Genomic DNA, 17,794 nt, shown 5'->3' with positions numbered 1-17,794 from the left:
GTCCGCGCCGGCGGGCCGGCCCCCCGTCAAACCCCGCCGGCGCGGACACCGAGCGTCAAATGCGGCCCGGCGGACATCCTCGGCAGGGAGTAGACGGCCAGGGCAAGGCCGGAACGCGCACGCAGGGCCGGGCGTGCACGCGGGAGCGAGTGACCCCCAGGCCGGGCCAGACGCACATACGCCCACCGCAGCAGGCTCCCAGCGCGGGCCACCACCGAAAGGACCGGATGCGCGTACGCCCCGTCTCAGGGGGCTCCTGGCTCGGGTCGCCGCCGCGTTCGGTCCGCCGGTGCTACGACGGCGGGGGTCCGGGTGCCGGGCGATCATGCCGGATCGGTATCGGAGCGAGCGACGCCGTACCGACGGCCCTCGCTCACTCCCGTCCAGGACACCGAAATGTACCGCTGGGGACACCCTCAGCGGGCGCCTCCCGCGACCGCCGGGATGACCGAGACCTGAACGCCTTCAGGTGTCGCCGTGTCGAGGCCATCGGCGAAACGGACGTCCTCATCCCCCACATACACGTTCACAAAACGCCGAATCTTTCCGGATTCGTCCAGGATGCGGGCCCCGATGCCCGGGTAGTCCGCGTCCAGCTTCTGGAAGACCTCGCGCAGCGTCGCGCCCTCCCCGCCGACCTCCGCCGCACCATCGGTGTATGTGCGCAGAATCGTGGGAATACGCACAGAAACGCTCATTTTCAGCTCACTCTCTCGTCAGATATGCGGTTCACTCGGCAACGGTCGCGCGGAAGGCGTCGAGGGACGGGCGGATCACCGCCGAGGGACGGGCGTGGTCCGCGACCGCGTCGAGGGTCTTCAGGCCGTCGCCGGTGTTGAGGACCACGGTCTCGGCCTCGGGGTCGAGGCGGCCCTCGCGGACCAGCTTGGTCAGGACCCCGACGGTCACGCCGCCCGCCGTCTCGGCGAAGATGCCCTCGGTGCGGGCCAGCAGCCGGATCGCGTCCACGATCTCGTCGTCGGTGACATCTTCCACCACCCCGCCGGTACGGCGGACGATGTCCAGCACGTACGGCGCGTCCGCCGGGTTGCCGATGGCCAGCGACTTGGCGATGGTGTTCGGCTTGACGGGCTTGATCACGTCATGCCCGGCGCGGAACGCCGTCGCCACCGGCGCGCACCCCGCCGCCTGTGCCCCGATGACCTTGTAGGGCCGGTCCTCGACCAGGCCCAGCTTGATCAGTTCGGCGAAGCCCTTGTCGATCTTGGTGAGCTGCGAGCCGGACGCGATCGGGATCACGATCTGCTCGGGCAGCCGCCATCCGAGCTGCTCGGCGATCTCGTAGGCGAGGGTCTTGGAGCCCTCCGCGTAGTAGGGCCGCAGGTTGACGTTGACGAACCCCCACTTGTCGCCCAGCGGGTCGCCGATCAGCTCGGAGCAGAACCGGTTGACCTCGTCGTAGGTGCCCTCGATGCCGACGAGCCTGCCGCCGTACACCGACCCCATGACCACCTTGGCCTGCTCCAGGTCGGCGGGGATGAACACGCAGGCGTCGAGCCCGGCCCGCGCCGCCGCCGCGGTGACCGCGCCCGCGAGGTTGCCCGTCGAGGAGCAGGACAGGGTGTGGAAGCCGAAGTTGCGGGCGGCCTCGACGGCGATGGCCACCACGCGGTCCTTGAAGGAGTGGGTGGGATTGCCCGAGTCGTCCTTGATGTGCAGCGAGCGCAGGCCCAGCTCGGCGGCCAGCCGGTCGGCCTGCACCAGCTTGGTCCAGCCGGGGGCCAGGTTGGGCTTGTCCGCCACGTCGGCCGGTACCGGGAGCAGCGCGCGGTACCGCCATACGTTGGCCGGCCCCGCCGCGATCTCCTCGCGCGTGACCGGCCCGAACTCGTAAGCGACCTCCAGAGGGCCGAAACACTCGATACAGGCGAAGTCAGGGCCGAGGTCGTAACGGGTGCCGCACTCGCGGCAGGAGAGGGCGACGGCGGCGCCGAAGTCGGTGGTGGCGGGCTTGTCGTGTGTCGCGAGCGCCATGGAAGCGAGGCCTTTCCCTCATCTTCGCCTGCGACCGCCTTGATCACAGGCCGGATTTGGCACCTGTCCCGGCCGGCCTCTCGCCATGTCGCGAGCGCTGATCACCGGGAAGGTTGCCGGGGCTTCGCAGGGCCGGTCCCTCCACCCCTCTGGATGAGCAATATGAAGTTGTGAAGTCTGGTGAGCCTGACGCACAGGCTCGCTCGCACTCTACCCGGCAATCGGACATCCGTGACGGGCCGTCTCAGCATTCAAGACGGCCGCCGTCCAGAAACCGGTCCGGATCAGCCTCCGTAGGCGTCGCCCAGAGCCGCCTGCACGAACTTGCGCGCCTGGTGGATGCGTGACTTGGCGGTGCCGAGCGGGATCTGGAGCTGCTCCGCCACCTCCGCGTAGTCGAGCTGGCAGATGTCACGTAACACCAGCGCCTGCGCGAGGTCCGGCTTGTCGGCCTCCAGCGCCTCCATCGCGTCGAGCAGGTCGAGCCGCGACCCCGCGATCACGCTCACCCTGCGGACGTCGGGCCGCTGCATGGGCAGCTCGTCCGAACTCTGCTCGGCCGCCCGGCGCTTGAGCGTGCGGTACGTCGTGCGCGCGCAGTTGGCCGTCACGATGTGCAGCCAGGTGCTGAACCGGGCACGTCCCTCGAAGCGGCCGATGTTGCGCGCCACGGCGAGCAGGGTGTCCTGGCACGCCTCCTCGGCGTCCTGGTGGTAGGGAAGGATGCGGCCACAGTGCCGCAGCACGTCGGGCTCGATCCGCCGGAGCAGCTCGCCGAGTGCCCGGTGGTCACCCTGCGCGGCGGCGCGGGCCAGTTGCTCGGTCGTCTCGTCCAGCGCCATTCGGGTCCCCATCAGCCGTGAGTCCTGGACATCCTATGGTCAGGGATCAGGGTTGGTTAACCTTCCCGCAAGCGTCCCACGGCGAAGGAACGGTGGTCCAACGTTGAACGCTGTCCTGGTGGCCTCCAACCGCGGCCCGGTCTCCTTCACCCTGTCCGAGGGCGGCGAGCTGACCATGCGCAGGGGCGGTGGCGGCCTGGTCTCCGGCCTGTCCGGAGTGGTCAAGCAGATGGACGTGCTGTGGGTGTGCGCGGCGCTGTCCGACGGCGACCGCTCCGCCGTACGACTGGCCCCCGGCGGACGCCTGGACCACGCCGGATACGACACCGGCCCGCTGCGCATGCTGGACATCCCGCCCGCGACCTTCCACCGGGCCTACAACGCGGTCGCCAACTCGACCCTGTGGTTCGTCAACCACCTGCTCTACGACACGCCCAACGCGCCGCACTTCGACGGCAGGTTCCGCCGCGAATGGGAGTCGTACCAGTCCTACAACGCGGCGTTCGCGCTGGCGCTCGCCGAGCAGGCCGGGCCGGGCGCGCGGGTGATGATCCAGGACTACCACCTCACGCTGGCCCCCACGATGCTCCGCGGCGAACGGCCCGACGTGCGGATCGCGCACTTCTCACACACGCCGTGGGCCCCGCCGGAGTACTTCACGCTGCTGCCCGACGACGTGGGGATCGAGGTGCTGTCCGGCATCCTGGGGGCCGACCACGCCGGGTTCCTCACCGAACGGTGGGCGGCGGCGTTCATGGACTGCTGCGAGGTCGTGCTCGGCGCCCGGGTCGACCGCGCCCGACGTACCGTCACCCACGGGGACCGGACGACCAGGATCGGCGTCCACGGGCTCGGCGTGGACGGCGAGGCCCTGTGGGCGCGGGCGCTGGAACCGGACGTCGAGTCGCACATGGCCGCGCTGCGGCAGCGGGTCGGCGGCCGCCGGCTGATCGTCCGGATCGACCGCACCGAGCTGTCCAAGAACATCGTGCGCGGCCTGCTGTCCTACCGGGAGTTCCTGGCGCAGTACCCGGAGTGGCACGGCCGGGTCGTCCATCTGGCCTTCGCCTACCCGTCGCGGCACGACCTGCCGGAGTACCGGGAGTACACCGCGGCGGTGCAGCGCTGCGCCAAGGAGATCGAGGACGACTACGCCACCGAGGACTGGGACCCGCTGATCCTCAATGTCCACGACGACTACCCGCGCTCGCTGGCCGCCTACCGGATGGCCGACGTGCTGCTGGTCAACCCCATCCGCGACGGGATGAACCTGGTGGCCAAGGAGGGCCCGATCCTGTCACCGCGCTCGGCGCTGGTGCTCTCCCGCGAGGCCGGCGCGGCGGCCGAGCTGGGCCGGGACGCGATCCTGGTCAACCCCTACGACGTCTCCGGCACGGCACGGGCCCTGCACCAGGCCCTGACCATGCCAGAGGAGGAGCGCACGCGCAGGGGCGAACGGCTGCGCGACGCGGCGACCGCGCTGCCGCCCGCCGCGTGGTTCAGTCAGCAGCTCGACGCCCTGGGCGGCTGACCGCCCCGGCCAGCGCCCGCAGCAGCGCCACCACGCCGTCCGGGCCGTCCACGATGATGTCGGCGCGCTCGCTCAGCGCGGTCACCTCGGCCGAGCCGCTGCACACGGTCACGCCGGGCAGGCCGGACTGGCGTACCGCGTCGAAGGCGGCCAGGTCGCCCAGGTCGTCGCCGACGTACATCACCGAGCGGGCGGACCGCTCGGCCAGGAAGGCGGACAGCGCGTCGCCCTTGTCCGTGCCGGGGGGCCGCAGCTCCAGGACCAGCCGCCCCGGCTCGACGATCAGGTCGTGCCGGGCGGCGAGCGCGGTGAGCGGCTCGGTCAGCGCCGCGAACGCGGCGGCCGGGTCGGCGGTCCGGCGCGTGTGGACGGCCAGCGCCCTGCCCTTGTCCTCGACCCACGCGTCCGGCACCCCGGCTGCGGCCAGGACCTGGGGCAGCGCGGCACGGACCGCCGCCACGCCCGCCGGGGGCGGCGGCGAGGTCAGCTCTCCGGCCTCCCAGCGCTCCACGCCGTACTGCCCGAGCACGACCAGCCCCGGCACGTCGGCCAGCGCGGCGTCCGCGCCGCCGCCGTACTCGATCACCGAGGCCGCCGGGCGGCCGGTCAGGATCAGGACCGTCCCGACGGCCGCGCCCAGCGCGGCCAGCACGCCGGGGGCGGCGGGATGCACGCGGGCGGCGGCGGGATCGGCCACGATCGGCGACAGCGTGCCGTCGAAGTCGAGCCCGACGACCGCGCCGGACGGATCGGCCACGATCTTGTCGAGCCCCACCGACCCCGCGGCCGTGCGCGGCCACGGCAGCTCCGCTGGGGTGGCCTCAGCAGGTTGGTCGCTCATCCGCTTCCCTTACCCGGACCGTCACGGACGCATGCCGAGCCGGCGGGCGGCCCGCTCGCGCTGCCTGGCGGCGCGCAACCGGCGCAGCCGCTTGATCAGCATCGGGTCGTGGGCCAGCGCCTCCTGGCGCTCGACCAGCTCGCCGAGCAACTGGTAGTAGCGGGTGGCGGAGAATCCGAACGCCTCGCGGATCGCCTGCTCCTTGGCGCCCGCGTAGCGCCACCACTGGCGCTCGAACGCGAGGATCTCGCGGTCGCGTTCGGTGAGACCGCCGGTCGTCTGCGCGGGAGCTTCTTCAGGGGCGTCATCGGGGGCGTCACTGTCACCGTCCACCGGCGCGGTGTCCATGCTGTCCTCCTCGGTCGGGCCCGCGACGGTCACGTCACGAGCGCGCGGCCCGGAGCCATCGTAGTCGGCAATTTGCGGGCCTTCATGTCGGTTGTGCGGACTTGGTGGGCGCAGCCGTGGGCAAGAGGCCGGGCGGGGCCCGGTAATGCCCGCGCCAAAATCCTGGCCCTATCTCACTACCGTGGGTATCGGTTTGTTCACCGATACGCCGCGTCGGCGCGCGCTCGCATGTCAGAATGAGCCCGGCACCAGCGGATGATCGGGGAGCGGGCCCGTGAGCCGCGGCCTGATCCGTTTTGGCGAGGGCGCACTTGACCGAAGCACGTGACACGCGTCGCCGCGGCGCACACCGCAGACGCCGCCCGTGGCCGGTGTGGGCGTTCCTCCGCAAGCCGTACGCGCTGCCCGTCGTCCTCGCCGCGGCGATCGGCCTGATCGCGCACTCCTGGCCGCCCGCGCACAGCGGCACCGGGGCCCCAGTGGCCGACCGCTGGCGCACCTGGCCCGCCGCGCGCATCTTCCCCGCCATGCTGCCGGGCACCAGCCCGTCGGGGGCCGCCGTCCGCTACCGCCTGACCGGGGTCGCCGCGGAGGCGCCGTGCGAGCGGGCGCTGCAACCGGCCGCCGCGCGGGCACTGAACCGGCTCGGCTGCCTGACCACGCTGCGCGCGACCTACGCCGACGGCACGCAGACCTACGTCGCCACGGCGGGGATCGCGGTGCTGGCCGACTCGGCGGCGGACGCGTCCTCGCGGGTCGCGCGGCGGCTCGCCACGCAGCAGTCGGGGCGGCCCCGGTTGCGCCCGCCGTCGGTCCGCCCGGCGGGGTTCGCGGGGGGCGCGGCGGAGGGGTTCGGCGAACGCCAGTACGTCGCGGGCGCGCTGGCCGCCGGGGAGCACCGGTACGTGGTGCTCACCTCGGCGGGTTACGCCGACGGCCGGCCGTACACACCGGGTTCCCCGATCGACGGCCGGCTGCCCCGGCTGGCCCGCGAGCTGGCCGTCACCCTGCACCGGGACCTCACCCGGTGAGCCCGGTGAGCCCGGTGAGCCGCGGCGGCCGCCCGCCACGCGCGCCGATCGTCCTGGCGGCGGCGCTCTTCGCGCTGCCCGCCCTGGTCGCGGTCGTGCCGGGGGCGCCGGTCCGCGCCGACGACGTCGGTACGGCGGCGCGGGCCAAACAGTGGCCGCTCGCCGCGTTACGCGCGGCCGAAGCCTGGCGGCACACCCGCGGCGAGGGCGTACTGGTCGCCGTCCTCGACACCGGCGTCGACCCCCGCCACCCCGACCTCGCGGGCGCGGTCACCGTGGGCCCCGACTTCACCGGCGACCGGGGCGGGTCGTCGCGCTACTCCGGCCACCACGGCACCTCGATGGCCAGCCTGATCGCCGGGCGCGGGCACGGCGAGCACGACGCGAGCGGCGTGCTCGGCGTCGCCCCCAAGGCGCGGGTGCTGTCCGTGCGGGTCACCCTGGAGAACGACGACCCGCAGCGCAAACGCCTGGCCGGGCGGAGCACCAACGCGCTGGCCAAGGGCATCCGCTACGCCACCGACCACGGGGCCGACGTGATCAGCATGTCGCTCGGCGGCGGCAGCGGCACCTGGGAGGGTTCGGCCGCCGAGGAGGAGGCCGTCCAGTACGCGATCGACCGGGGCGTGGTCCTCGTCGCCTCCTCCGGCAACGACGGCGCGAACGGCAACAGAAAGAACTTCCCGGCCGCCTACCCCGGGGTGATCGCGGTGGGCGCGGTGGACGAGTCCCTGCGGGTGCCCCGGTTCTCCAACCGGCAGGAGTACCTCTCGGTGGTCGCGCCGGGGGCGCGGATCGTGAGCGCGGACGGCCCCGGCTCCTACGTGGTGGGCGACGGCACCAGTTCGGCGGCGGCCATGGTCGCGGGCGTCGTGTCGCTGGTCCGCGCGCGATACCCGGAGCTGTCCCCGGCGCAGGTGCGCCGGGCGCTGGAGCGCGGGACCGCGCGCCGCCCCGCCACCGGCCACGACGCGGCCTACGGGCACGGCGTGGTCCGCGCGGACCTCGCGCTGGAACAGGCCGAGCGGTACACCAGGCGCCGGGTCACCGCAGGGCTGCTGACGCCGATGGGCAACGGACACGCCCGGGATGCACATAAGTCCGAATTCACGAAAACCCCGGCGAATGCGCAATCTCCGGCGATCCGCCCCGGCGGGCCGCCCGCCGGCCCCGTCTACTTCGGCGGCGGTCCCCCGCCGGATGACTCGACGCCCTCGCGGCGGCTCGTCGGGGCGGCGTTGATCCTGGTCAGCGTGCTCCTGGGAGTGAGCATCGCGATACGCGACCGGCGCGGGAGCCGGGCCGCCGGCGGCTGCTGAGCACCCCGCCGAATGGATCTATAGCGGCGGATGTCAGGGATGTTGGCGAAGGTGCCCGTATGCCACTATTGGCCCCATGAGCGCGCTCCGCACCGCAGGCGTCCCGGACAGCTCCGCAGTCTTCCACGAGATCCTCGCCGAGCTGGCACGCATCGAACAGGGCGTTTCCTCCGACCCGACGTTCGACGAACGCACCAAAGCCGAAGGCCGCGCCTGGGCGTTCTCGCTGCTGCGCGTGGCGCTCGACACACAGGTCTGGGCGCACCCGCACCGGCCGCGCTTCACCGACATCGTCTGGCCGTACGCCAAGTGGGGCGGCGACAACGCCGACGCCTACTTCTGCTTCACCCCGCTCGACCCGGAGCGCACCTACCTGATCACCGGGCAGCGCGCCGACGCCGCGTACATGTCGCTCACCCTGTACGGCGGGCCCGACGACGGCCGCTACGCCGAACGGATCGTCGCCACCGCCAACGACCGGACCCTGCGCTTCGGCGCGGACGGCTCCTTCGAGCTGATCCTCTCGCCCGACGACCCGCCGCGCGACAGCGCCGCCAACTGGTTGCGCCTCGAATCCGACGTCGTGTGCGCCATCACCCGCGACTACCTGGTGGCCCCGGAGACGAGCCGCCGGGCCACTTGGCGCATCGAGTGCCTGGACGCCCCCGACGACCCGCCCAGGGAGACCGACGCCGACCTCGCCCGGCGGTTCACGGCGGCGCTGACCTGGCTGCGCGAGCAGTCCACGCTGGTACTGCCGCTGGTGGAGGAGAACGACGTCGCCGAGCCCTACCCGGTGCCGACCACGACCTTCGGGTGGGCGGCGGGCGACGCGGCGTACGCGATGGGGTCCTTCGACCTGCGGCAGGGGGAAGCGTTGATCATCGAGGGGCGCTCGCCGGAGTGCGCCTTCTGGAACATGTGCCTGTGGAACCCGTTCCAGCACACGTACGACTACGCGTGGGAGCGGGTGACCATCAACGGCGGGCAGGTGGAGTACGAGCCGGACGGCTCCTGGCGCATCGTGATCTCGGCCACCGACCCGGGCATGCCCAACTGGGTCTCCACGGCCGGCCACGAACGCGGCCGCATCTGGTTCCGCTGGTTCCTCCCCGACCACACCCCCGAACGCCCCTTGACGAAGGTGATACGCGTTTGATCCCGGTACGGGGATGTCCTCTAGACGCAATGAACGGCTGAGTTAACCGTCAAGTCGGCGCCTTGGGCGCTGGGTGGGGTGCAAGGCTGTCGGGGACATATCGCATCCACCCGGGGACGGTCAGTGATCACATGTACCCCGGGAGAGCTTCGGGGGAAGTAGCAAATGATCCGACGCATTTTCGTCGCGACCGCCATCGTCGGCATGGCCGCGTTCGGCACGGCCGGGGCCGCGTCCGCGGTGGCCCAGGACCCGCTGGGTGACCTGGTCGGCATGGTCACCGGCCTCACCAACGGCAGCGCCCTGGGCGGCGTCGCCGGTGGTGCGGTCGGCGGTGCCACGGGGGCCGCGGCCGGGGCGGCCACCGCCCGCTGATCGCCGGCGCCACTGGCGAACCGAAACGGCTGAGCCCTCCACAAGACCGGCCTGTGGAGGGCTCAGACGCACCTTGACGGCCCGTGTCAGGCGTGCACGATGTCCTGGCTCTCGGCGAAGTGACAGGCGCTCTCGTGAGCCGTGCCGGCGCGAATCTCCAGCAGCGGCTCCTCCTTCGCGCAGATCTCCTGCGCCTTCCAGCAACGGGTGCGGAAGCGGCAGCCCGAGGGCGGGTTCGCCGGGGACGGCGGGTCGCCCTGCAGGATGATCCGCTCCCGCTGCTCGCGGCCCTCCGGGTCGGGGACCGGCACGGCGGAGAGCAGCGCCTGCGTGTACGGATGGGCGGGCTTGTCGTAAATCTCGGTGTCCTTGCCGAGTTCGACGAGCTTGCCCAGGTACATCACCGCGACCCGGTCGGAGATGTGGCGCACCACCGACAGGTCGTGGGCGATGAAGATGTACGCCAGGTTGAACTCGTTCTGCAACCGCTCCAGCAGGTTGATCACCTGGGCCTGGATGGACACGTCGAGCGCGGAGACCGGCTCGTCACAAATGATGATCTCCGGCTGCAACGCCAGGCCCCTGGCGATCCCGATGCGCTGCCGCTGGCCGCCGGAGAACTGGTGCGGGTAGCGGTTGATGTGGTCGGGGTTGAGGCCGACCACCTCCAGCAGCTCCTGCACCTTGCGCCGCCGGTCGCCCCTCGGGGCCACGTCGGGGTGGATCTCGTACGGCTCGCCGATGATGTCGCCGACCGTCATTCTCGGGTTGAGCGAGGTGTACGGGTCCTGCATCACCATCTGCACGTTGCGGCGCATCCGCTTGAGCGCGCCGCCCTTGGCGGCGGCCATGTCCACGCCGTTGATCTTCACGCTGCCCGAGGTCGGCCGCTCCAGCGCCATCAGCACCTTGGCCAGCGTGGACTTGCCGCAGCCCGACTCGCCCACGACGCCCAGGGTCTCGCCCCTGTGCAGGTCGAAGGAGACCCCGTCCACGGCCTTGATCTGGCCGATCTGCCGCTTGAAGACGATCCCCTGGGTCAGCGGGAAGTGCTTGACCAGGTCACGGACCTCAAGGACCCGCTCACCCGTGGCTGCCATCGAGGACCTCCCTCCAGTAGTGGCACGCGCTGTTGCGGTCCAGGTTGATCTCGTTCAGTGGGGGGACGTCGGTGACGCAGTTGTCCTGCCGGTACGGGCAGCGCGGGTGGAAGGCGCAGCCCGAGGGCATGTCCAGCAGGTTGGGCGGAAGCCCCTTGATCGCGTAGAGCTCCTGGCCCTTCTGGTCCACGCGGGGGATCGACTCCAGCAGTCCCTTGGTGTAGGGGTGGCCGGGGTTCTTGTAGATGTCGCGTACCGGGGCGTTCTCGACGATGCGCCCGGCGTACATGACGGCGATCTTGTCGGCGACGTCCGCCACCACCCCGAGGTCGTGGGTGATGAGGATCAGGCCCATGTTGCTCTCGCGCTGGAGTTCGGCGAGCAGTTCCATGATCTGGGCCTGCACCGTCACGTCCAGCGCGGTGGTGGGCTCGTCGGCGATCAGCACCTCCGGGTCCAGCGCGATGGACATCGCGATCATGATGCGCTGCCGCATACCGCCGGAGAACTGGTGCGGGTAGTCGTTCACCCGCTGCCTGGCGGCCGGGATGCGGACCCGCTCCATCAGCTCGACGGCCTTCTTCATCGCGTCGCGCTTGGACATGCCGCGATGCACCCGGAACATCTCGCTGATCTGCCAGCCCACGCTGAAGACCGGGTTGAGCGCGGACAGCGCGTCCTGGAAGATCATCGCGATCCGCTGGCCGCGGATCTGCGCGCGGGCGTCCTCGCTCAGTTTGAGCAGGTCGGTACCGCGGAACTTGATCGAACCCTGGGGAATCCTGGCAGGCGGCATGTCGAGGATGCCCATGATCGCCTGAGCGGTCACCGACTTGCCGGACCCGGATTCGCCGAGCACCGCCAGGCTCTCACCGGGCCTGAGCGAGTAGCTCACCCCGTTGACGGCCTTGACCAGCCCTGCCCGGGTGACGAACTCCACATGCAGATCGTCCACCTCGAGCAGCGCGTCGTTGCCCAGCCCTCCCTCGGCGGGCAACACATCGGTGGCGGTTGTCTTCGCGGATTTCACGGATCCCCCTTATCGCAACTTCGGATCGAGCGCGTCGCGGACGGCGTCGCCGAGCATGATGAACGCCAGGACGGTGATGCTGAGGAAGATCGACGGGAAGATCAGCGGGTGCCACGCCTCCAGGAACCGGTCGCGGGCATCGGCGATCATCAGACCCCAGGAGATCTCCGGTGACTGGATACCGACTCCGAGGTAGGACAGCGCCGCCTCGGCCGCGATGAACCCGCCCAGGTTGATCATCGCGATGACGATCACCGGGGCGAGCGCGTTCGGCAGGATGTGCCGGAACATGATCCGGCCGGCTCCCGCGCCGAGCGCTCGTGCGGCCATGACGTAGTCCTGGTTCTTGGCGGTGATCACCGACGCCCGCATGATGCGGAACGTCATCGGCCAGGCCAGCACCGACAGCGCCAGCATCACCGTCCACACGTTGCCCCGGCCGAAGATCACCAGGATCAGCAGCGCGCCCAGGATCAGCGGGATGGCGAAGAAGATCTCGGTCGTCCTGGAGAGGATCACGTCGGTCGCGCCGCTGCGGAACCCGGCGATCAGCCCGAGCAGGCCACCGAACAGGGCGGTGACGATCATCGTGGTCACGCCGACCATGATCGAGACGCGGGCGCCGTAGATCGTCTTGGCGAAGACGTCGCAGCCCTGGTTGTCCTGCCCGAACAGGTGGCCCGCGCTGGGGGGTGTGCGGGCGTCGATGAGCTGGCAGGTGGCCGCGTCGTACGGGTTCACCGAGGTGAAAAGTTGCGGGAAGATCGCCATGACCACCAAGATGAAGATCATGATGGCCGAGCCGATGAAGAGCGGCCGGCGACGCAGGTCGTACCATGCGTCGGTCCACAGGCTGGCCGGCTTGCCGTCCTTCTTCTTGGTCTTCGGCTGCGCCGACGGCGGAACGCCGGGCTGGGCGGTGTCGGGGACTGTGGCCGGGGCGACCTGGTCCAGCGCCTCGCTCTGCTGGGTCTCAGGGTCCAGCGGGCCTGCGGGTCGAATGTCACTCATAGCGGATCCTCGGGTCCAGCACAGCGTAGAGCAGGTCGACGACCAGGTTGGCCAGGATGTACACGAGCACCAGGATGGTGACGATGCCGACCACCACGGGTTGTTGTCGCTCGTGTACCGATCTGAACAGCTCTTGCCCGATTCCGGGGATGTTGAAGATCGATTCTGTGATCACCGCGCCGCCCATGAGCGTGCCCAGGTCGGCCCCTAGGAACGTGATCAACGGGATCAGGGCGTTGCGCAGCGCGTGCCGTCCGACCACGCGTCTTCGTGGCATGCCCTTGGCCACGGCCGTTCGCACGTAGTCGGCGCGCAGGTTCTCCACCAGGCTGGTCCGGGTGAGCCGGGTCAGATAGGCGATCGACGTGCCCGCCAGCACGAAGCCGGGGACGACATAGCTGATCCAGCCGTCGGACACACCGGCGATCGGGAAGATCTCGACGCCGCCGGTCCACCTCCTGAGCTGGACACCGAGCAGAAGCTGCAGCACGAAGCCGGTCACCAGCGTCGGCACCGACACGAGGATCAACGTCGAGGCGAGGATCATGCTGTCGGTGGCCTTGCCGCGGCGCAGCGCCGCCCACAGGCCGAGCCCGACACCGAAGATCGCCTCAAGGACCAGCGCGGTGATCGCCAGGTTGACGGTCACCTGGAACTTCGCCGCGATGATCTGGGATACCTCCACGTTGGCGTAGGTCCGGCCGAGATTGCCCTGGAACACGCCACTGATGTAGTAGCCGTACTGCACGATAAGCGGGTCGTTCAGGTGATACTGCTCACGCAGCAGAGCAACGACGACCGGATTGCCCCGCTTTTCGCCCGCCAGCGCCGCGATGGGATCACCAGGCAGTGCGAAGACGACAGCGAAAATCAGCAGGGTGGCGCCCAGTAGCACTGGGATCGCTTGGATAAGACGTCTTATGACGTAGCGGCCCACTAAAGCCTCCCATACATGCGCAAAAGGGCAGCCTCGGTACCCAGGGTTTGCGGTGCCAAGCAGACTGCCCTCATGCGATCTTCTCCCGGGCCGGGCGCGGGGTGCGCGCCAGGCTTCGGAGAATCCTTCTAGGCCTTCTCGACGGACTCCCACTCAACCTGGTTGAGCAGGTTAATCTTCACACTCTTGAGGTGCTCTGAATACCCCGCGTTGATCTTGTAGAAGTAGACCGGGACGTATGGGAGTTCCTTGTTCAGGACGTCGGCCGCCTGGCGGTAGGCCTCCAGGCCCGCCTCCGGCGTCTCGGCGGTGTCGCCCTTCACCAGCAGGTCGTCGAACTCCTTGCTGGAGTAGCCGGCGTAGTTGGAGCCGGTCTTGGCCGCTTCGGTGGAGAAGATGGGGGTCAGGTAGTTTTCCGGGGACGGGTAGTCGATCGCCCAGCCCATCCGGAACATACCGGTGTACTTCTTGGCGTCCAGCTCGTCGAGGATCGCCTGGAACTTCTCGAACGGCTTGACCGTGACCTCGATGCCCAGGCTGGCCCGCAGGTTGATCGCGACGGCCTCGATCCACTCCTTGTGGCCACCGTCGGCGTTGTAGCCCAGCTCCAGCTTCTTGGGGCCGTTCGCCGCCGTGTAGACCTCCTTGGCCTTGGCGGGGTCGAAGATGCAGACCGTGCAGGCGCCCTGCTTGTAGCCCGCGATGGCCGGGTTGATGAAGTCGTCGGCTGGGGCGCGGGTGCCGGAGAAGACCTTCTCGGCGATCGTCTTCCGGTCGATGGCCATCGCGATGGCCTCGCGGACCTTGACGTTCTCGTATTCCTTGTTGTACTTCAGCGGGAAGCCGATGTAGCCGATACCGGCGTCGGGCTGCTCGATGTAGCGCTCGCCGAGGTCGGACTTGGCCGAGGAGATCGAGGAGGCCGCGAGCTGGTCGATGATGTCGAGCTCGCCACCGCGCAGGTCGTTGTACGCCGTCTCGGTGCTAGTGTAGATCTTGAACTGCAGCTTGCTGAACTTCGGCTTCGCACCGGCGAAGGCGTCGTACCTGGTGAGGTCGATCGTCTGGTCGGTGCCCTTGCCGTACGGCTTGTCGATCGAGAACTGCCCCTGCCCGATGGGCTTCGCGGCGAATTCCTCGGTCACCTTGCCGTCGGGGCCGAACGCGGCCTTCGGCAGCGGATAGAACGCGGTATAGCCGAGCATGACCGGGAACTGCGAGAACGGCTTGGACAGCGTCACCTCCAGGGTGAGGTCGTCCACCGCCTTGAGGCCCGACATCTCCTTGGTGCTGGGCGTCTTGCCCTCACCCGGGTTCAGGTCGGCGTAGCCGGCGATCCGGCCGAAGAAGTAGCTGGCCGACTGGACGTTCTCCTGGTTGGAGGCGAAATTCCAGGCGTCGACGTAGTTCTGGGCGATCAGTTTCTCGCCGTTGTGCCACGTGTACCCGGGCTTGAGCTTGATCGTCCAGACCTTGTTGTCCTCGGTCTCGATCGACTGGGCGACCTCGTTGACGACTTCTTTGTTCTCGTTGTAGCTCACCAGGGGAGAAAAGAGAGCGGCGAGGACCTCGGCGCCCTCGGTCTCGGTGGTGTCGCTAGGATAGAACAGCTTCTGCGGCTCGCCGATCTCCATCCGGACGGGAGCGTCGCTTGCGCCTGTGGTGGCTCCGGGCGAGCTGCCGGTGCTCCCGCCGCCACCGCCACCGCACGCGGCTACCGCGAGGGCGAGCAGCGCGGTACCGGCGATTATTTGTGCGCCCTTGGTCACACGCATTGTGGGTCTTTCCTCCCTCTCAGGTGGGCATGGTTCTGAGCTGCGATGCTCTCCCGGCAGCCAAGGAAAGGGCCTGGTTACCCCCGCCTCGGCCGACACGGTCGAACCCTGCCGACGCCCTGCCAGTCGATCGCTACAATCCCGCACTACTTCTCACCAGGGAGTCTCTGGCGCGTTGCAGTTCGGTCACACGTGCGCCCGCTGGACGTCACACGCATACCACTACGGGCGCTCAAAGAGCCTAAAACAGGCATAAACTCGCCAGAAGTGTACAGACGGGGATCCCCCGTCTTACAGGGGACATGAGTGTCTGTCCCAAAATACACATAAGGCCCCGATGCTCGCCTGCTTGCCGACACGGGGCCATCTCCTGGGCTACGGTTGACCCGGCCGCAGCGCAGCGGATGAACCCGGGGTAACGCTTGCAGATCCTTGCGTATGTCCCGGAACCGTACTCGGAGAGATCACGTCCAACTGTCTGTGCGCGCCCGTCGCTGTCCAGAGCACCATCGCAGGCATCCCCATCACCAGGATCCAATAGAGTCCTTGCCATGAGCCAGCCGGAATCCGCGCTCGCGGACGCCCGGGCGGGCGGCCGGAAAGACGGCACCCCTTCCGCCGGGAAGGAGTCGCTGGCCCAGCTCGCCGAGCGATACGGGCTTCGACGTGCCATCGCACGCCCAAGCCTGCCCGTCTACCTGCGCCAGCTTTGGGAGCGCAGGCACTTCGTGCTGACCTACGCCACTTCGCGGAACATCTCGAAGTACAGCAATTCGGCGATGGGGCAGCTTTGGCAGGTGCTCACGCCGCTGCTCAACGCCGCGATCTACTGGCTGATGTTCGGCCTGATCCTCGGCGCCGCCAAGGACATGGAGAACTACACGGCGTTCCTGATCACCGGGATGTTCGTGTTCACATACACACAGCGGGCCGTCAGCGGCGGCGCCAAGTCGATCTCGGGCAACCTCTCGCTGATCAGGGCGCTGCACTTCCCCCGCGCGGCGCTACCGCTCGCCTACACGGTGCAGGAGCTGCAACAACTCCTGATCTCCATGGGCGTGCTGGCCGTGCTGGTGCTGGTGACCGGCGAGCCGCTGACATGGTCCTGGCTGCTTGTCCCGGTGGCGCTGCTGCTGCAGACGATGTTCAACATCGGCGCCAGCCTGGTCCTCGCGCGCGTCGGGGCCTTCGCCCGCGACATGAACCAACTGCTGCCGTTCATCATGCGGACCTGGCTGTACTCGTCGGGCGTGTTCTTCGCGATCGGCGACAAGATCAGGGACGCCGACATCCCCCAGATCATCGCTGACATTCTCTACATCAACCCCGCCGCCGCGTACATCGAGGTAATGCGCGAGCTGCTGCTCAAGTCGCACACCACCGCCCCGCCATGGATCTGGGGGGTCTGCGTATTCTGGGCAGTGTTCGCCCTACTCGTCGGCTTCTGGTACTTCTGGCGTGCCGAGGAGAGGTACGGCCGTGGCTGAGCTGACCGAGGAGCTGTCACACGTGAAGGCGGAGGAACCAGACGTCCCGTCCAACAAGGACGTCAAGGTCTATCCCAGGGACGAGAAGCCGGCCGGAGGCCCCGAACACTCCGGCACGCCCACCGTCATCGTGGACGACCTCCACATCATCTACCGGGTGTACGGCGCGGCCTCCGACGCCGAACGCGGCAACGCCGCCAACGCGCTGCTCCGCCTCGTCCGCCGCCAGGGCCGCCCCCAGATGCGCGAGGTCCACGCCATCAAGGGCGTGTCCTTCGTGGCCCACCACGGCGACGCCATCGGCGTCATCGGCCGCAACGGCTCCGGCAAGTCCACCCTCCTGCGCGCCATCGCGGGCCTCCTGCCACCCCACTCCGGCGCCGTCTACACCGACGGCCAGCCGTCCCTCCTGGGCGTCAACGCGGCCCTCATGCGCGACCTCACGGGCGAGCGCAACATCGTGCTCGGGTGCTATGCGATGGGCATGAAGCCCAGCCAGGTCAAGGAGAAGTACAGCGAGATCGTCGGCTTCTCCGGCATCGGGGAGTTCGTCCAGTTCCCGATGTCGACGTACTCCTCGGGCATGGGCGCCCGCCTCCGCTTCGCCATCGCCTCGGCCAAGTCCCACGACGTCCTCCTCATCGACGAGGCCCTCGCCACGGGCGACCGAGAGTTCAAGCGCAAGAGCCAGGAACGCATCAAGCTGATGCGCCAGGAGGCCGGCACGGTCTTCCTGGTCGCCCACAACCTGGACGTGATCGAGGAGACCTGCAACCGGGTGATCTGGCTCCACAAGGGCAAAATCAAGATGGACGGCCCCCCCAAGGAAGTCCTGACGGCCTACAACCGCGTTTAGCGGCGCTCGCGCAGTGTTCATTGCGTTCGCTTCGCTCACGCGGGGCCCGGGCGCCTTCAAGGTCGCGTCCTCCGCTCCTCGCTCCCTCGTTCGTTCCTCACTCGATCGCTCGTCGCTCCGGACACGACCGCGCCCGGTCCCATGCCCGGTTGCGCTC

At 69.3% G+C, this 17,794-nt stretch carries 17 protein-coding genes and 1 riboswitch; of the genes, 7 read left to right on the top strand and 10 right to left on the bottom strand.

Features of this window, described 5'->3' with window-relative positions; genetic code table 11:
* Nucleotides 1-416: 416 nt before the first annotated feature.
* From C1I98_RS18280 to C1I98_RS18270, 3 genes are all read right to left on the bottom strand, one after another.
* Entirely contained in the window at nt 417-698 is a 282-nt protein-coding gene (locus C1I98_RS18280; RefSeq protein ID WP_111168663.1) for a MoaD/ThiS family protein, read from the bottom strand.
* 31 nt (nt 699-729) lie between these two features.
* Nucleotides 730-1,995 (bottom strand): threonine synthase, encoded by a 1,266-nt coding sequence (gene thrC / locus C1I98_RS18275; RefSeq protein ID WP_111168662.1) that lies wholly within the window; start codon nt 1,993-1,995, stop codon nt 730-732.
* A 15-nt stretch (nt 1,996-2,010) separates the two neighbouring features.
* Nucleotides 2,011-2,155: riboswitch (SAM riboswitch) on the bottom strand.
* A gap of 124 nt (nt 2,156-2,279) precedes the next feature.
* Complete coding sequence (locus tag C1I98_RS18270; RefSeq protein ID WP_111168661.1) at nt 2,280-2,837, bottom strand: RNA polymerase sigma factor; 558 nt, start codon at nt 2,835-2,837, stop codon at nt 2,280-2,282.
* A 103-nt stretch (nt 2,838-2,940) separates the two neighbouring features.
* Between C1I98_RS18270 and C1I98_RS18265 the strand changes: the two genes are divergently transcribed.
* Complete coding sequence (locus tag C1I98_RS18265) at nt 2,941-4,368, top strand: alpha,alpha-trehalose-phosphate synthase (UDP-forming) (protein ID WP_111168660.1); 1,428 nt, start codon at nt 2,941-2,943, stop codon at nt 4,366-4,368.
* On the opposite strand, the gene otsB is transcribed toward C1I98_RS18265, so the two are convergent.
* Nucleotides 4,337-5,209 carry a trehalose-phosphatase gene (gene otsB, locus C1I98_RS18260; protein WP_111168659.1) on the bottom strand — a complete coding sequence of 291 codons (873 nt, stop codon included), beginning with the start codon at nt 5,207-5,209 and terminating at the stop codon, nt 4,337-4,339. The genes C1I98_RS18265 and otsB overlap by 32 nt on opposite strands.
* A 21-nt stretch (nt 5,210-5,230) precedes the next feature.
* Complete coding sequence (locus C1I98_RS18255) at nt 5,231-5,557, bottom strand: DUF3263 domain-containing protein (RefSeq protein WP_111168664.1); 327 nt, start codon at nt 5,555-5,557, stop codon at nt 5,231-5,233.
* A 311-nt stretch (nt 5,558-5,868) separates the two neighbouring features.
* On the opposite strand from C1I98_RS18255, the gene C1I98_RS41490 reads away from it, so the two are divergent.
* From C1I98_RS41490 to C1I98_RS18240, 4 genes are all read left to right on the top strand, one after another.
* Nucleotides 5,869-6,588: a hypothetical protein gene (locus tag C1I98_RS41490; RefSeq protein WP_158558085.1), complete on the top strand. Its 720-nt coding sequence runs from the start codon at nt 5,869-5,871 to the stop codon at nt 6,586-6,588.
* 5 nt (nt 6,589-6,593) lie between these two features.
* The gene (locus tag C1I98_RS18250; protein WP_158558084.1) at nt 6,594-7,907 is read left to right on the top strand and encodes a S8 family serine peptidase; all 1,314 of its coding nucleotides are present in this window, start codon (nt 6,594-6,596) and stop codon (nt 7,905-7,907) included.
* 76 nt (nt 7,908-7,983) lie between these two features.
* Nucleotides 7,984-9,066, top strand: a complete 1,083-nt coding sequence (locus C1I98_RS18245; RefSeq protein WP_111168657.1) for a DUF1214 domain-containing protein — start codon at nt 7,984-7,986, stop codon at nt 9,064-9,066.
* A 165-nt stretch (nt 9,067-9,231) separates the two neighbouring features.
* A complete protein-coding gene (locus C1I98_RS18240; protein WP_111168656.1) occupies nt 9,232-9,441 on the top strand; it encodes a hypothetical protein in 210 nt (69 codons plus the stop codon).
* A gap of 86 nt (nt 9,442-9,527) precedes the next feature.
* On the opposite strand, the gene C1I98_RS18235 is transcribed toward C1I98_RS18240, so the two are convergent.
* The 5 genes from C1I98_RS18235 to C1I98_RS18215 all read right to left on the bottom strand — a co-directional run bounded on the left by C1I98_RS18235 (nt 9,528) and on the right by C1I98_RS18215 (nt 15,294).
* Nucleotides 9,528-10,541, bottom strand: a complete 1,014-nt coding sequence (locus C1I98_RS18235) for an ABC transporter ATP-binding protein (RefSeq protein ID WP_111168655.1) — start codon at nt 10,539-10,541, stop codon at nt 9,528-9,530.
* On the bottom strand, nt 10,525-11,571 hold the full coding sequence (locus C1I98_RS18230) for an ABC transporter ATP-binding protein (protein WP_111168654.1): 1,047 nt from the start codon (nt 11,569-11,571) through the stop codon (nt 10,525-10,527). The genes C1I98_RS18235 and C1I98_RS18230 overlap by 17 nt, the downstream gene beginning before the upstream one ends.
* A 9-nt stretch (nt 11,572-11,580) precedes the next feature.
* The gene (locus C1I98_RS18225) at nt 11,581-12,582 is read right to left on the bottom strand and encodes an ABC transporter permease (RefSeq protein WP_111168653.1); all 1,002 of its coding nucleotides are present in this window, start codon (nt 12,580-12,582) and stop codon (nt 11,581-11,583) included.
* On the bottom strand, nt 12,575-13,519 hold the full coding sequence (locus C1I98_RS18220; RefSeq protein ID WP_111168652.1) for an ABC transporter permease: 945 nt from the start codon (nt 13,517-13,519) through the stop codon (nt 12,575-12,577). The genes C1I98_RS18225 and C1I98_RS18220 overlap by 8 nt, the downstream gene beginning before the upstream one ends.
* A 128-nt stretch (nt 13,520-13,647) precedes the next feature.
* On the bottom strand, nt 13,648-15,294 hold the full coding sequence (locus tag C1I98_RS18215) for a peptide ABC transporter substrate-binding protein (protein ID WP_111168651.1): 1,647 nt from the start codon (nt 15,292-15,294) through the stop codon (nt 13,648-13,650).
* Between the two features lie 551 nt (nt 15,295-15,845).
* On the opposite strand from C1I98_RS18215, the gene C1I98_RS18210 reads away from it, so the two are divergent.
* Together C1I98_RS18210 and C1I98_RS18205 are read left to right on the top strand one after the other, a co-directional pair.
* A complete protein-coding gene (locus C1I98_RS18210; RefSeq protein WP_111168650.1) occupies nt 15,846-16,781 on the top strand; it encodes an ABC transporter permease in 936 nt (311 codons plus the stop codon).
* Nucleotides 16,774-17,637 carry an ABC transporter ATP-binding protein gene (locus C1I98_RS18205; protein WP_111168649.1) on the top strand — a complete coding sequence of 288 codons (864 nt, stop codon included), beginning with the start codon at nt 16,774-16,776 and terminating at the stop codon, nt 17,635-17,637. The genes C1I98_RS18210 and C1I98_RS18205 overlap by 8 nt, the downstream gene beginning before the upstream one ends.
* Nucleotides 17,638-17,794 lie beyond the last annotated feature (157 nt).

Origin of the sequence: Spongiactinospora gelatinilytica (assembly GCF_003236385.1) — a bacterium.
In the GTDB taxonomy this organism is placed as follows: Bacteria; Actinomycetota; Actinomycetes; order Streptosporangiales; family Streptosporangiaceae; genus Spongiactinospora; species Spongiactinospora gelatinilytica.
Note: the sequence above shows the minus strand (reverse complement) of the source record. Positions and strands in the feature narration are given on the sequence as shown.

Coding starts and splice junctions, on each gene's coding strand:
- C1I98_RS18255 (WP_111168664.1), bottom strand. CDS start 5,557: ATGGACACCGCGCCGGTGGACGGTGACAGTGACGCCCCCGATGACGCC.
- C1I98_RS18225 (WP_111168653.1), bottom strand. CDS start 12,582: ATGAGTGACATTCGACCCGCAGGCCCGCTGGACCCTGAGACCCAGCAG.
- C1I98_RS18235 (WP_111168655.1), bottom strand. CDS start 10,541: ATGGCAGCCACGGGTGAGCGGGTCCTTGAGGTCCGTGACCTGGTCAAG.
- C1I98_RS18270 (WP_111168661.1), bottom strand. CDS start 2,837: ATGGCGCTGGACGAGACGACCGAGCAACTGGCCCGCGCCGCCGCGCAG.
- C1I98_RS18240 (WP_111168656.1), top strand. CDS start 9,232: ATGATCCGACGCATTTTCGTCGCGACCGCCATCGTCGGCATGGCCGCG.
- otsB (WP_111168659.1), bottom strand. CDS start 5,209: ATGAGCGACCAACCTGCTGAGGCCACCCCAGCGGAGCTGCCGTGGCCG.
- C1I98_RS18210 (WP_111168650.1), top strand. CDS start 15,846: ATGAGCCAGCCGGAATCCGCGCTCGCGGACGCCCGGGCGGGCGGCCGG.
- C1I98_RS18215 (WP_111168651.1), bottom strand. CDS start 15,294: ATGCGTGTGACCAAGGGCGCACAAATAATCGCCGGTACCGCGCTGCTC.
- C1I98_RS18280 (WP_111168663.1), bottom strand. CDS start 698: ATGAGCGTTTCTGTGCGTATTCCCACGATTCTGCGCACATACACCGAT.
- thrC (WP_111168662.1), bottom strand. CDS start 1,995: ATGGCGCTCGCGACACACGACAAGCCCGCCACCACCGACTTCGGCGCC.
- C1I98_RS18245 (WP_111168657.1), top strand. CDS start 7,984: ATGAGCGCGCTCCGCACCGCAGGCGTCCCGGACAGCTCCGCAGTCTTC.